11 protein-coding genes are annotated in these 12,473 nt (G+C 43.8%); 5 read left to right on the top strand and 6 right to left on the bottom strand.

Annotated elements, in window-relative coordinates; all coding sequences use genetic code 11:
- Position 1 precedes the first annotated feature (1 nt).
- Positions 2-691: a DUF2057 family protein gene (locus I3252_RS10335; RefSeq protein ID WP_238035131.1), complete on the top strand. Its 690-nt coding sequence runs from the start codon at positions 2-4 to the stop codon at positions 689-691.
- 95 nt (positions 692-786) lie between these two features.
- Here I3252_RS10335 and I3252_RS10330 read toward each other — a convergent pair whose 3' ends face one another.
- Together I3252_RS10330 and I3252_RS10325 are read right to left on the bottom strand one after the other, a co-directional pair.
- Positions 787-1,263, bottom strand: a complete 477-nt coding sequence (locus I3252_RS10330; protein WP_045453127.1) for a Dps family protein — start codon at positions 1,261-1,263, stop codon at positions 787-789.
- A gap of 375 nt (positions 1,264-1,638) precedes the next feature.
- A complete protein-coding gene (locus I3252_RS10325) occupies positions 1,639-2,298 on the bottom strand; it encodes a YcxB family protein (protein WP_045453124.1) in 660 nt (219 codons plus the stop codon).
- A gap of 433 nt (positions 2,299-2,731) precedes the next feature.
- Between I3252_RS10325 and serS the strand changes: the two genes are divergently transcribed.
- From serS to I3252_RS10305, 4 genes are all read left to right on the top strand, one after another.
- Positions 2,732-4,018, top strand: coding sequence for a serine--tRNA ligase (gene serS, locus I3252_RS10320; protein WP_238035130.1), 1,287 nt, complete (start codon positions 2,732-2,734; stop codon positions 4,016-4,018).
- A gap of 281 nt (positions 4,019-4,299) precedes the next feature.
- Positions 4,300-6,297, top strand: coding sequence for a transketolase (gene tkt, locus I3252_RS10315; protein WP_238035129.1), 1,998 nt, complete (start codon positions 4,300-4,302; stop codon positions 6,295-6,297).
- A 128-nt stretch (positions 6,298-6,425) separates the two neighbouring features.
- Complete coding sequence (locus I3252_RS10310) at positions 6,426-7,082, top strand: LysE family transporter (protein ID WP_055125127.1); 657 nt, start codon at positions 6,426-6,428, stop codon at positions 7,080-7,082.
- A gap of 75 nt (positions 7,083-7,157) precedes the next feature.
- Positions 7,158-8,198 carry an NERD domain-containing protein gene (locus I3252_RS10305; protein ID WP_238035128.1) on the top strand — a complete coding sequence of 347 codons (1,041 nt, stop codon included), beginning with the start codon at positions 7,158-7,160 and terminating at the stop codon, positions 8,196-8,198.
- 171 nt (positions 8,199-8,369) lie between these two features.
- Here the strand turns inward: I3252_RS10305 and I3252_RS10300 are convergent, their stop codons facing one another.
- From I3252_RS10300 to I3252_RS10285, 4 genes are read right to left on the bottom strand one after another with little or no spacing between them, the layout of a single operon-like run.
- Positions 8,370-9,323, bottom strand: coding sequence for a DUF4424 family protein (locus tag I3252_RS10300; protein WP_238035127.1), 954 nt, complete (start codon positions 9,321-9,323; stop codon positions 8,370-8,372).
- A gap of 10 nt (positions 9,324-9,333) precedes the next feature.
- Positions 9,334-10,305 carry a peptide ABC transporter ATP-binding protein gene (locus I3252_RS10295; protein WP_238035126.1) on the bottom strand — a complete coding sequence of 324 codons (972 nt, stop codon included), beginning with the start codon at positions 10,303-10,305 and terminating at the stop codon, positions 9,334-9,336.
- Positions 10,302-11,384: an ABC transporter ATP-binding protein gene (locus I3252_RS10290; RefSeq protein WP_238035125.1), complete on the bottom strand. Its 1,083-nt coding sequence runs from the start codon at positions 11,382-11,384 to the stop codon at positions 10,302-10,304. The genes I3252_RS10295 and I3252_RS10290 overlap by 4 nt, the downstream gene beginning before the upstream one ends.
- A 1-nt stretch (position 11,385) precedes the next feature.
- Positions 11,386-12,300, bottom strand: coding sequence for an ABC transporter permease subunit (locus tag I3252_RS10285; RefSeq protein WP_193008727.1), 915 nt, complete (start codon positions 12,298-12,300; stop codon positions 11,386-11,388).
- Between the last annotated feature and the right edge of the window lie 173 nt (positions 12,301-12,473).

The following is a 12,473-nucleotide window of genomic DNA, read 5'->3' as shown; positions in this document are numbered from 1 at the left end:
TATGAAATCCAATGTTTCTTTGCTAAAAAAACTGACCATCAGCACGTTGCTTATTGGTGCAGGCTCGGTCTCTATGCTGTCGCATGCTGAAGTAACGCTACTGGTTGATGACCATATCAAAGTCACGGCTATCAATGGGCAAGAAGTGCAGCAGAGCGCTTTTCAACCATTGACTAAAAAGTTCACGCTTCAGCCGGGTCAACATGCGATTACTGCGAAGTATGACCGTTTATATGACTTGCGCCGTGATGAGCATGATTATTTGCGTTCGGGTAATGTGAGCGTGACGGCAGAATTGGCGGACAATCAAACCTATCGTCTGACCATGCCGAATCAGCCAGAAGAGTATGCAGCAGCTAAAGAATATGCCAAGCGTCCGATACTGGCAGTAGAGAAAAACAATACTGTGATTGCAAGTCAGCAAGGTATCGCTGGTAATCAAGGTGGATTGTTATCAGGCTTAGGCAAGGCGTTCGGCGGTGTGTTTGGCGGGGCAGGTGATGCAGAGCTACAGAATCAGCGTGCGATTGCCGCATTAGATCAACCAAATGTGAATACGGGTACGGTAGCGACTACTAAGCAAACCACTAGCGTTAATTCATCTGCTAATACCTTAGATCAATTTATGCAAATTTGGTTACAAGCCACGCCTGCTGAGCGCGAAAAAATGCGTCAATGGATGCAAAAGTAAGGTTTCATTAGCAACAGCAAGCACAAAAAAAGCACCTAAAGTAGGTGCTTTTTTATGATCTAGATTTTAGTGATGTACTGTTTCATTAGTAATGATTAACCCAAAAAGGCGTTATACATCCAGATGAGCTTTTCTTGCTCTTGTACATAGGCATCTACGAGGTCAGCTGTCCCTTGATCTTCGCTGTCTGCTGCTAGAGCAGATACTTTACGCTGCTCTGTAATTAAAGCTTGTAAACCAGTTACCACACCTTTCACACAAGCATTGCCATCTTTGACGTTTTTATCTTCTTGAATGCTAGTATGCTGAGTAAAATCGCTATAAGCGTGCAGCGGTGTGCCGCCCAAAGTTAAGATACGCTCAGCAATTTCATCAATTTGTAATTGTAGCGCAGTATACAATTCTTCAAATTTTGGATGCAAGGTGAAAAAATGCTCACCTTTTACATTCCAGTGATAGCCACGGACGTTTAAATAAAATACGTGGTAAGTTGACAATAAATTGTTTAGTTGTGCAATGACTTCGCTCATGTCAGCTTTTTCTAGACCGATTTGATTAGTAGCGTTACTCATAATATTATCCTTATAGTTTGAGTGTTGATATAAAACATTAAATGAAGAAGATGAGAAGTGTAGCAACTCGTGTGCTACATTACTATGCTCTTTAATATATTAACGCTTTTCAGCCTTAAAAAGTAACAATCTTAGAAAATAGTATGATAAAACTGCCATATAGAATGGCGTCAGCTTAAGCTAAAATCATAACTATACATTCATATAATTTAGAGCAATTATCACCTTACTTTTGATAGCTATTATAATAGCAGAGCACTATCGATAAGTTAATTTCAATAAATTTATAATTATGATCGGTTTTATAAAAAGTATTTTTTATTGATCATTTCTTTATCGCTCATATAATAAGCGATAAAGAAGTCTTCTACTATTTTATGCTGGCGGCTGTAAGTTTTCAGGATTTAAACCTTTAACGGGGATAACTTCTTGCAAATGCTGACGTACCGTATCGATCGGAAACTTCTGTGCTTCTAAGCGTTTTGGCACAATTTGGCTGCCTTGTTGACCTTTCATCTCAAACATCATAAAGATATAGTCGTCCGTCTCATCCCAGCTTTTGACAGCTGACCATGGAATGACGGCTTGCTGGGTCGTGCCTGCTCGCATTTGCATGCCGCGCATTTGGTTGTTATTAAATGTGTCAGGCTGATTCACTGGCATCGCCATGACGAGGCCATGCTTTTGTACGCCCAATTTCATCTGACGCATCTCGTCTGGCATCTCTTGATCGGCCACCTGCTTGTCAAACTCTCTTTTCACATACCATTTAAAGCCAAGGGTACGAACCAGTAAATAAATGACAACTGAAACTAGCATCAGCCAAAAGATAATGGTTGAGTAGCCTGTCACAAAAACCAACCCTGCGATCGCTAGTACCACGGTTACCGCCATAATGATCCATTCTTTCGTTTTGATACTTTTTAGACCGAAAGAAGGGCTGGCACTGGCAAATAGCTCGTATTGTGCTTGGTGAAATTCTGCCTCAGTTAGGTTTAAGGCGACAGGTTGTAGCGTATAGGGGTACAAGGCCATAAAGGTTTCTCAAATACTTGTATTGAAAGTGTTGGGTTTAAATCGACAAAACGTAGCAGCTACGTCGTACTTGGCTAGAAGTCGAATAAAAGGTATGCGCTTATCTTACCGAAAAGTACCCCTAAATGAAACATATAAGCCGCTCTGTTCGTTGATAGAGGTGATATTAATGGTTTTAACAAAGATGGGCGAGGCTTATTGAGGTAAGCTGAACTTTAAGAGACGCATTTAAAGCAAATGTAACTGGCTACGGATAATGAAAGTAATAAATGAAAATTCAATCAGCAGAGGTCAAAACATGGTCAAATCTGCTGTGTCTTGGTATTATAGCGGCTATCACTTATTTTGATAAAATCAGCACCTTTAAAAACAGTATCTTTAAAAATAACACTTTCGAACCTCTTCCTCACTTCTAGCGTTACAGGCAACTATTATGATTGATCCAAAACTCTTACGCGGCGATTTAAGCGATTTACAACAGCAACTGGCCACTCGTGGTTATGCACTTGACATAGATTTTTGGCAAACGGTTGAGTCAGAACGTAAATCTTTGCAGATCAAAACCGAAGAGTTGCAGTCGAGCCGTAATGCGGGTGCTAAGCAAGTGGGTGCTTTGAAAAAGTCAGGCGAAGATGCCAGTGCGCTATTGGCTGAGATGCAGAATGTCAGCGGTGAGATTAAAACAGCCGAAGACGAGCTGCGCACTTTACAAGAGCGTATCAACAAAGCTGCTATGCAAATTCCAAATATTCCAGCAGCCGATGTGCCAGTGGGTACGTCAGAAGATGATAACGTAGAAGTGCGCAAGTGGGGCACGCCTCGTACGTTTGACTTCGAGATTCAAGATCACACTTATATTGGCGAGACACTTGGTATGCTCGACTTTGAAGCCGCGACCAAGCTGACTGGTAGCCGCTTTAATGTACTAAAAGGACAGTTGGCGCAAATGCATCGCGCCCTGATTCAGTTTATGCTCAATACCCATACCATGAAGTACGGCTATCTTGAAACGTACGTGCCTTATATTGTGAATTCAGACAGTCTCAAAGGTACAGGACAGCTGCCTAAGTTTGAAGATGATTTGTTTAAGCTCAAAAATCATACAAACAATGAAGACATGGACTTTTATCTCATTCCAACTGCTGAAGTGCCAATGACCAACTTGGTACGTGGCGAGCGTTTGGACATCAGTGAATTACCGCTTAAGTTTACCGCGCATACGCCTTGTTTCCGTAGTGAAGCGGGCTCTCATGGTCGTGATACTCGTGGTCTAATTCGTCAGCATCAGTTTGAAAAAGTTGAGATGGTCAATATTGCCACGGCTGAACAGTCTGATGATTTATTAGAAGCAATGACTGGACAAGCCGAATACATCTTGCAGCAATTGAACCTACCATACCGCACCGTTCAGTTATGTACGGGTGATATGGGCTTTGCAGCACAAAAGACTTATGATATCGAAGTATGGTTACCGAGCCAAGATACCTATCGTGAAATCTCAAGCTGCTCTAACTGTGGCGACTTCCAAGCGCGCCGTATGGGTACGCGTGTCAAGGATGGCAAACAAACCAGCTTAGCACACACGCTAAATGGTTCAGGCTTGGCAGTGGGTCGTACGCTGCTTGCCGTGATGGAAAATCATCAAAATGCTGATGGTAGTATCACCATTCCAGAAGTATTGCGTCCGTTTATGGGCGGTGCTGAGATTATTTCAGTTTAATAAATGGTCTGTAGGTAATGAGCTGCTTGCCGTTTAGGTCGCTCGCAGCTTGTTACTTATCACTTAAATCAAAACCTATCACTGCTTATAGTTTAACAAAACTGATGTGAGTCATTGCTAAATATAAACGGTCTTGTCACCGCATTCTTAGCTAGCCTCATAGCAAATATGTTAATATTACACTTTGATTTTATAGTCTATAACTTAGGGGCGCATTTGGCGTCCTTATGCTTATACTCCTTTGAGTAAACTCTCCTCTTAGCCCAATACTAGGACACTCTATGCCAGCTCCAATTAGCGAACGTAAATTAGCCAATGCCATCCGTGTACTGTCGTTTGATGCGGTTCAAAAAGCCAACTCTGGACATCCAGGCGCGCCAATGGGTATGGCTGATATTGCCGAAGTTTTGTGGCGCAAGTTTCTGAAGCACAACCCAACCGATCCACAGTGGCACAACCGTGACCGCTTTGTATTATCGAACGGTCATGGCTCGATGCTTATTTATTCATTGCTGCATTTATCTGGTTATGATGTCAGCGTTGATGATCTAAAAGGTTTCCGTCAGTTGCATTCAAAAACCCCTGGTCACCCTGAGCTTGGCTACACACCAGGTATCGAAACCACGACTGGTCCACTAGGACAAGGTATTGCCAATGCCGTTGGTTTTGCGATTGCAGAAAAAACTTTAGCCGCCCAGTTCAATCGTGATGGCCACAACATTGTTGACCATAATACCTATGCGTTCTTAGGCGATGGTTGCTTGATGGAAGGTATCAGTCATGAAGTTTGCTCACTAGCTGGCACGTTAGGTCTTGGCAAGCTGGTCTTCTTCTACGATGACAATGGCATCTCTATCGATGGTAATGTCGAAGGCTGGTTCACAGATGATACGCAAGCGCGCTTTGAAGCGTATGGCTGGCAAGTTATCAAAGTCGATGGTCATGATGCTAATGCGATCACGCAAGCAACTGAACAAGCGCTTAAAGAGACTACTAAACCAAGTCTTCTGATTTGCAAAACCACGATCGGCGCGGGTAGCCCGAACAAGCAAGGTCTAGCAGCCAGTCATGGTGCACCACTAGGTGATGATGAAATCGCCTTGACTCGTGATGCATTGTCTTGGAAGCATGCCCCGTTTGAATTAGATGATGAAATCTATGAAGCGTGGGATGGCAAAGCCAAAGGCGACGTACAACAGAAGAACTGGGATGCTGACTTTGACGCTTATAAAAAAGCCTATCCTGAACTGGCATCTGAGTTATTGCGTCGTTTAAATGGTGATTTGCCTGCTGACTTTGATAGCCAAGCACAAGCCTACATTCAGCAAACTCAAGAAGCGGGCGGCGATGTTGCCAGCCGTAAAGCCAGTCAAAACGCCATCAATACCTTACAGCCATTATTACCAGAATTGCTAGGCGGTTCAGCGGATCTAGCTGGCTCGAACCTCACGCTATTCAAAGGCGCTAAAGGCATCGAGAAAGATGCTGACGGCAACTATATCTATTACGGTGTACGTGAGTTCGGTATGACTGCGATTGCCAATGGTATTGCATTGCATGGCGGTTTTATCCCTTACGTCGCGACGTTCCTAATGTTTATGGAATACGCACGTAACGCTGTCCGTATGGGCGCATTGATGAAGCAGCGCGTCATCCATGTCTATACGCATGACTCTATCGGTCTGGGTGAAGATGGCCCAACGCATCAGCCAGTTGAGCAATTGACTAGCCTACGTACCACGCCAAATCTACGCACATGGCGTCCTTGTGATGCGACCGAATCTGCCAGTGCTTGGGTTGAGGCCATTAAGTCTGAACATAATCCATCAGCATTGATTTTTAGTCGTCAAAGCTTGCCACATCAAGCCCGTGATAGCGAGCAAGTAGCGAACATCACTAAAGGTGGTTATGTACTGGCAAAAGAGCAAGGCGAGCTACAAGCCATCATCATCGCTACTGGTTCAGAAGTTGGCCTAGCGATGGAAGCGTATGAAGCACTAAGCGCAAATGGTGTTGGCGTACGTGTCGTTTCTATGCCATGTGCAGAGATTTTCGTTGAGCAAGATGCTAGCTATCGTGAAGCGGTATTGCCTGCCAATATCCGTGCCCGCGTTGCAGTAGAAGCGGCACATGTGGATTACTGGTATAAGTTCGTTGGTCTAGATGGCAAGGTCATCGGTATGACCACTTATGGTGAGTCAGCGCCAGCAGATGAGCTGTATAAAGAGTTCGGCATTACCACTGATGCTGTGGTTGATGCGGTGAATAGTTTAGTGTAATCCGTTAGAAAAGTTATAAATAAAAAAGCTGCTAGAGAAATCTGGTGGCTTTTTTTATTGGCTAAATAATCAGTGTATTCATAGTGGTATTTAGTCCATAATTAAAAAAAACAGAGTACGGACTAATTATGAACTGGGATTTGTTGAGTATTTTTATCACGGTTGGCTTGGCGCATTTTCTTGCACTATTGAGTCCTGGACCGGATTTTGTATTGATCGTAAAGAGTGCGATTAAGAACGACAGTAAAGACGCAATAGGGGTTGCGCTCGGTATCACCTTTGCTAATGCAGTGTACATCGGTCTATGTCTAATTGGTGTTGGCTCAATTTTAGCCGCCTCTGCACCTATTATGATTACGCTAAAAATCATTGGTGGGTTGTTTTTAATGTATCTTGGTATACAGGCGTTACGCGCACGAAAAGATGCGTATGACCAATTTCAGGTAGCCCAATCAGCCCATTCAAATATACCTAAGACAACTTTTTTAAAAGAATTTACTGCAGGGTTTTTGTCTGGAATATTTAATCCTAAAAATCTACTCTTTTATCTCAGTTTATTCACTGTAGTGTTGACACCAGAAATAAGTTTTGTGTTCAAATTGGGCTTAGGTATTTGGATGACTGTTGTGGTATTCGCGTGGGACACTGCTGTCATATTTCTATTGTCGACTCGCAAAGTACGCGCTAAATTTACCCAAGTTGCTTATTACATCGATAAAGTTACAGGGGCATTGCTTGGCGTCATTGGTTTAACTATCGTCAGAACAGCAATTGTAGATCGGTAATTTTAACCAAAAGTAATTAGTATATTGATATTGAACGTTATTTATTTTTTCATAACCACTTTCAAGAAAAAAACCATGTCCCTCAAATCCACTTTCAAAGGCTTTCTAGGCGAGACCGTTATCAATGTCGCCATGTGGCTAAAACTTGAAAAAGATGTCTATCACCGATTAAACGGTATTACCTTGCCAAGAGCCAATGGTGGCAGTACCCAAATCGATCATATTATCGTCTCTGTATACGGCATCTTTGTCATCGAAACCAAGAATTATAAAGGCTGGATATATGGTAGCGAGAAGCAAAAGCAGTGGACGCAAGCTTTCCCAAATGGAAGTAAGTATAAATTCCAAAACCCATTACGCCAAAATTATCTGCACATTAAGACGCTCGCGGATCTATTAGGGTTGGAGCTGAGCTACTTTCATTCGATGATTGCTTTCATCGGTGAGTGTGAGCTGAAAACTCGTGATGAGTTGCCTGAACACGTATTGACAGGTGGGATGGTCTCTTATGTGAAGAAGAAACAAGATGAGATACTGACTGAAGACGAGGTCAAGTCTATCGTTGAGCAGATTAATAGCAATAGATTTAGCAAATCTTGGCGCACCAATAGAGAGCATAAAGCCTATCTAAAAGACAAGCATAGCCTCTCAAACAAACAGCCTAGCAGTAACTCCACTGATAAAACAATTGCTAAAACTGCCAGTAAGCCTACACTCGAGCCGGTAATAAAAGAAACCGCTAAACGAGCCACGCTGAAAAGCAGAGAAGTACAGCGCTGGTCTGGTCAAACTGAGATTGAATCTAGCGAGTTACTAACTAATAGTATGAATACTCAGCAGATAAGTACGCCATATGATATGGGTGATAAAGTGTTTCTTACACCGTTTGAGATTGTAGAGTCTGAGCTATTGCGCAATGACCTTAAAACTAATGAGCGTGAGACGACCAAGTCTAGTGCAACCAATCATACAGTTGTTCCAGAGCAAGTACCTACCTGTCCAAAATGTCATGGAGAAATGGTTGAACGCACTGCAAAAAAAGGCGAACGCCAAGGACAATCCTTTTATGGGTGCGCGCAGTTTCCAAAGTGCCGAGGTGTAGTAAATATTGCTTAGCCTTTAAAGAACACCGACCCATGCTTCGCATATTTCCCCACTTTTAAAGCATCAGATGCTGAGGCTAATATTTTTGTTTTTTTGCTTGGTTTTGTTCACGAAAACCCAGCGACAAGATGACCGTCGAAACAAGTTTTATCGATGCGCTGGGTACACTCTACAAACTAAACTTTACTTCATAATAAAAGCTACATCAAAATCGTGCGTTGGCACAAAGTTAGTCTCTTTAATCTCAAACGTTGTTGCGCTTACCTTTTTGACTTTACCCTTTCCTTTCCAGCAAAACGATACCAATTCATTAGGATCGCGTTCTACGGTAAGTTTGAAATTGCTAATCGGTTTGGCCCAGTTAGCCCCCGTAGTCAATATATAGCTTAAGGCATGATAGGGACGACCACCACCCTTGTGAAATCCTCTCTGAGTTGAACTGTCTACGCAAAAATCTGGGAATTGTTCTTCACCTAGATGAACTGAGCCACCCACAAGCGGTGTATATGAATGCTTGATTTTGGTCGTCGCATTGGCTTTGAATTTTTGCTCCCAACTATAGATAACCTGCGAATCCCAAGGTATATAAAGACTTTCTCTATCATAGATGAATCTATCTAGTGCCTTATTATTACAATCTAAAAGCTGTTGATTGACATATTCAGTGTCAACTTGATACGTCCAAGGTCCCATCATATCAGCCTCGTTAAGACCACAGGATTTAAATATTTCAGTCGTATCAATAGAGGTGTCTGAATAGGTTCTATCGCCATCTTTGACGACAATTGGCCGCATAAAAGTACGGACATGCTGATTAGGAATGATAGGCTTACCATTTATCCAAACTTCAAAGTTGTCATAAGTGGCATTAATATCAGCAAAATCTGAGTCTGTAGAGCTGGGGACAGCTGGCATAGGAAATAAAACGGTTTCGGTAATATCCTTATTGCTTAAGTTTTTAAACTCATAATTGACGCGTACTTCATCTTTGGAGATGTATAAATCTTCACTATGCATGCTGATATTTTTATTTTTAAGATACTCAACACCGCCTGCACCGACATAGCCAGTAGAGTCATTGGCTTGGGCAGCCGTCATCGCTAGCAGAACAGCGCAAGCTAATTGGCTGCTACACATAAAATATCTCTTAACCATATATTTCTTCCAAGCGTAAACAAGCAACCAATCGACCGTCCCATTCGCGCAGTTGTGGCTCTACTTCGCTGCATTGCTGTTTGGCATATGGGCAGCGTTTATGTAGGGCGCAGCCACTTGGTGGATTTAGTGGACTTGGTAGCTCACCTTGTAGGGTCAAATCATTTTTATGACCGTTTACCGTTGGTGCCGCAGCCAATAACGCGATGGTATAAGGGTGTTTTGGCGCATTATAAATCGCTTCTTTCGGGCCGTGCTCGACCGCTTGACCTAAATACATCACCATCACATCATCAGCGACATGACGCACGACTGATAAGTTATGCGAGATAAAGACATAAGCAGTACGATACTCATCCTGTAAGTCCATAAACAGATTCAAGACTTGCGCTTGAATCGATACATCGAGCGCGGAAGTAGGCTCATCAGCGACGACAATCTTAGGATTGAGCATCATGGCGCGGGCGAGGGCAATACGTTGGCGCTGACCCCCTGAAAACATATGCGGATAGCGGCCAGCATGTTCGGGGCGCAAACCAACATTTCTCATCATCTCGTTTATCTTGTCACGCTTTTCTTCTTTGGACAGTTTGGTATGGATATCTAATGGCTCAGTCAACTGATAGCCAATAGTATGGCGCGGATTTAAGCTACCATAAGGGTTTTGGAAGACCATTTGGATTTCGGTACGCAGATCTTTTAGCGCTTTTCTGCTATAGCCAGTGGTGGCTTCATCATTGATAAATAACTCACCATCAGTAGGCTCTTCGATGAGTGTGAGCTGGCGGGCAAGGGTAGATTTACCGCAGCCTGATTCACCGACGACGGCCAGTGTCTTGCCAGCCTCAAGCTCAAACGACACACCATTCAATGCTTTAACGTAAGCTTTTGCTTTACCCAACCCTTGCGATACTGGGTAGTGTTTATGTAGATTGTCTGCTTTCAGGACCACTTTATTACTCATACTTGTGACTCCAAGGTAGCGGCGTGAGAAGTGGATAGGTGAGAAGGTGCGCTCGGTAATTCTGGATGAATACAGCGCACTTTGCCATTAGGAGTATCCAATATGGGCGGCGGTACTTCACAGGCAGGCTCTTTGTACGGGCAGCGAGGAGACAACAAGCAACCACTCGGGCGATCGTATTGGCTGGGTACGACACCGGGTAAGCTGTTCAGACGGTCTTGACCGATAGCCAGCTCTGGGATGGCTTGTAGCAATGCTTCGGTATAAGGGTGCGCAGGATGTTGGAAAATCTCCGGCACGGTACTGGTTTCAACCACTTGTCCGGCATACATGACCGCGACATCACGCGAGTTTTGCGCGACCAAACCCAAGTCGTGGGTAATCAGTACCATAGCCATTTGTTTTTCGCGTTGCAATCGGCTTAGCAAGTCCATGATTTGCGCTTGTACTGTGACATCGAGCGCGGTGGTAGGTTCATCGGCGATGAGTAGTTTGGGCTCACAAGCAATTGCCATCGCAATCATGACCCGCTGACTCATACCGCCTGATAACTGATGTGGATAAACCTTGAGTCGGTTTTGAGCATCGGGCATTTCGACCAACTCTAACAGCTCTAAGATACGTGTCTGTACGGCTGAACCACGCAAACCAAGATGCTTACGTAAGACTTCGCCCAGTTGCATCTCAACCGTGAAGCTTGGGTTTAAGCAAGACATGGCATTTTGAAAAATCATAGAGATGTCTTTGCCAATGATGCCACGCTTTTCTTTGGCTGGCATACTGAGCATGTCTTTATTATCAAACACTACTCGCTGAGCGCGCACAGTCGCAGAGGGTGGTAGTAGCCCCATCAGTGCCATCATAGTGACCGACTTACCCGAGCCAGATTCACCCACGACTGCGATGACTTCGCCTTGTGTAATCTTTAACGACACATCATCGACTGCACGAAAAGCGCGCACCCCTTGCCCGAAAGTAACCGAAAGATTTTCAATATCTAACAACAATGGTGATTCTTTTTTTGATGCGTCATTCATAGAAGTGTGAGTGGTAGGCATTTTAATTAATGGTTCAGTCATCTTAGGTCACCTGCTTTAATTTGGGATCTAGCGCATCGCGTAGGCCATCACCAGTCAAGTTAATTGACAATGCGGCTAAGAAAATAGCGACACCGGGCCAAATAGCGAGCCAAACATTACTCTGAATATATTGACGTGCTGTACCGAGCATCGCGCCCCATTCTGCATCGGGTGGCTGTACACCAAAGCCTAAGAAACCAATCGCACCTGCTTCTAAAATAGCAGAAGAGAAAATCATCGTCGCCTGCACGATGAGCGGTGCCATACAGTTGGGCAAAATGGTGATAAATAACAATCTAAGCACACCAGCGCCCATCACTTGTGAAGCGATAAAATACTCACGCTGTAGCTCTACCATCGCAGTTGCGCGCGTCAGACGAATAAAAGGTGGCGTACAGACCAAAGCGATGGTAATAATCGTATTGGTCATAGAAGGCCCTAAGATAGCGGCAATGATGATCGCCAACAGTAAGCTCGGGTAAGACATCAAAATATCATTGACCAGCATGACCGCTTTGCCCCAAACCTTGGGCCAAAATGCAGCACTAAGTCCTAATGAAACACCGACTAACATGGCAAGAGTCGTCGCGCTCAGACCGATAAATAGAGAATAACGCGCGCCATACATCACCCGAGACAAGGTGTCTCGTCCAGCATCATCCGTGCCTAGCCAAAACATGGTATTGCCGCCATCCAGAAAGGCAGGCGGCAACTGCTCTTGACCAGTAAATAACTCGTAAGGGTCATGGGGCGCAATGGCAGGCGCAAGGATGGCAATAATGACCATCAATGCCAGTACAATAAAACCAAGCACCGCGCCTTTATTTCGGCAGAATGTCGATAAAAATAGCTGCCAAGATGACGGCGGTGTGGCGGCCATAAGATTGATATCAGAGGGAAGAACAGAAGGCTTCATGAGCAGTTCCTATAGTGGCTAACGCGTTACAAGTATGTAGAGTTCCATTTCTAGCAATCATTTAAAATGTGCTAAAACTCACTCAAGACCATACAAACACCAATAACCACTATTTATAATATAGTCAGTTCAAAATAAAATTGTTATGTTTAGGACAAACATCATAAAACAAT

It is taken from the genome of Psychrobacter sp. Ps4 (assembly GCF_022129285.1).
GTDB lineage: Bacteria > Pseudomonadota > Gammaproteobacteria > Pseudomonadales > Moraxellaceae > Psychrobacter > Psychrobacter immobilis_A.
Note: the sequence above shows the minus strand (reverse complement) of the source record. Positions and strands in the feature narration are given on the sequence as shown.

Excerpts from the sequence above, each read along its gene's own strand:
- I3252_RS10310 (WP_055125127.1), top strand. The coding sequence starts at position 6,426 with ATGAACTGGGATTTGTTGAGTATTTTTATCACGGTTGGCTTGGCGCAT.
- I3252_RS10325 (WP_045453124.1), bottom strand. The coding sequence starts at position 2,298 with ATGGCCTTGTACCCCTATACGCTACAACCTGTCGCCTTAAACCTAACT.
- I3252_RS10285 (WP_193008727.1), bottom strand. The coding sequence starts at position 12,300 with ATGAAGCCTTCTGTTCTTCCCTCTGATATCAATCTTATGGCCGCCACA.
- I3252_RS10305 (WP_238035128.1), top strand. The coding sequence starts at position 7,158 with ATGTCCCTCAAATCCACTTTCAAAGGCTTTCTAGGCGAGACCGTTATC.
- I3252_RS10290 (WP_238035125.1), bottom strand. The coding sequence starts at position 11,384 with ATGACTGAACCATTAATTAAAATGCCTACCACTCACACTTCTATGAAT.
- I3252_RS10330 (WP_045453127.1), bottom strand. The coding sequence starts at position 1,263 with ATGAGTAACGCTACTAATCAAATCGGTCTAGAAAAAGCTGACATGAGC.
- tkt (WP_238035129.1), top strand. The coding sequence starts at position 4,300 with ATGCCAGCTCCAATTAGCGAACGTAAATTAGCCAATGCCATCCGTGTA.
- I3252_RS10300 (WP_238035127.1), bottom strand. The coding sequence starts at position 9,323 with ATGTGTAGCAGCCAATTAGCTTGCGCTGTTCTGCTAGCGATGACGGCT.
- I3252_RS10335 (WP_238035131.1), top strand. The coding sequence starts at position 2 with ATGAAATCCAATGTTTCTTTGCTAAAAAAACTGACCATCAGCACGTTG.
- I3252_RS10295 (WP_238035126.1), bottom strand. The coding sequence starts at position 10,305 with ATGAGTAATAAAGTGGTCCTGAAAGCAGACAATCTACATAAACACTAC.
- serS (WP_238035130.1), top strand. The coding sequence starts at position 2,732 with ATGATTGATCCAAAACTCTTACGCGGCGATTTAAGCGATTTACAACAG.